This is a genomic window from Pseudoalteromonas sp. PS5 (assembly GCF_004103255.1).
GTDB classification, from domain to species: domain Bacteria; phylum Pseudomonadota; class Gammaproteobacteria; order Enterobacterales; family Alteromonadaceae; genus Pseudoalteromonas; species Pseudoalteromonas peptidolytica.
The window spans coordinates 1-1,316 of record NZ_RCSQ01000014.1 but is presented as its reverse complement, the minus strand read 5'-3'; the positions used below and the strand labels follow the sequence as shown (position 1 = coordinate 1,316).

Below are 1,316 nucleotides of genomic sequence, written 5' to 3'. Positions count from 1 at the left end.
CTGACTCTTTATCTGTATTGTCTTTGTTGACGCCAGCTTTTGTCGTGTTGACGTTAAGGATAACATTGCTTGGCTCTGAATAACTCATGCCATCAAACACTCGATACTGAAAGTTTACTTCATAAGTAGCATCATTTTCTGGGGTGTAAGACATCAGCCCCGTATTACGATTTATCTCGACCGCACCTTTATCTGGTTGTGAGAGCAATTCGTAAGTAAGTGGGTCTGAATCAGCATCCTTAGCCAAAAGCGGGATGTCAGCCACTCCAGATTGATTGACCTCGAATTCGACTGGTGGTGCCTGCGGCGTCGTATTCGTATGGTTTACAGTGATGACTTTTTCAATGTGTAGACCATGTTCATTACTCACATTCACACTAAACATTGCAGGCTCTAACGTTGAAGTCGATGGTGTATATGTAAATTCCCCCGTTGCTGTATTACTGAAGACAAACTCACCTGAAGCAGGTGCGCTAGTCACTCCGAATTGAAGAGCAGTATTTTCATCTGTGCCTGATAATGACAATGTGCCATTAAGCGGAGTACGCCAGTGGGCAGAAAGTGAACTAGATTCAATAAGAAGTGGAGTTCCTTCAATATTAATAGAGACTAAGACGCTTTCGGTAGCTTTTCCTCCAACACTCATAGAAAGTTCAAACTGGTCTAGTCCGACTTCGCCTGTTGTGGGTGTATAGTTGAAATGACCCAGCGTTCTATCAGAGAAGGAGATATTGCCTTTGCTCGGTGCTTTAGAAATATAAAAGCGATAGTTAAAAGCATCTTTTTCATCTAATAAAGCAAAATTCACGGGGGTAAATTTGTTGGTATTAAACTCAGCTGCACTTAGCTGAAAAGGCAGCTCAGTACTTTCTGAAATTTTATATAATTCTCTGCCATTAGCATGTCGTACTAGCCAATAAGTATCCTGACCGATTATTTTAATATCTGCATGGCTTGCAACCACATCAAGGCTTACCAGCTTACTATATTGTTGGCTAGCCAAATTAAAGGTACCCAACTCATTTTCACAGGTAACATGGAGTTGGCCGTCAAGGTGTTGCTCGATATCAATTAATTTCGACGATGTACATAAGGTCGTGATTTCTTGTTTGCTTCCTTGTGCTGAAATGGATTGCAAAGTGCCATTTTGCGTCGTCACGTAAAGCTTTTCTATCTCGTTATTGGTAAACGTGTGGAGTGATTTAAGATCGCCGAGGTCCAGTGATGAGTGGCTGTTTTGAATAAGATTATAAATTGTCGTTTGATTTTCATGTTTGAATACTAACTCTTTAACACCATCACCATCAAAGTCTATT

Annotated in this window: 1 protein-coding gene; it reads right to left on the bottom strand. The window is 40.7% G+C overall.

Annotated features, from left to right (window positions below):
- On the bottom strand, positions 1–1,316 hold a 1,316-nt coding region (locus D9603_RS21590; protein ID WP_161972714.1), incomplete at both ends, for an Ig-like domain-containing protein.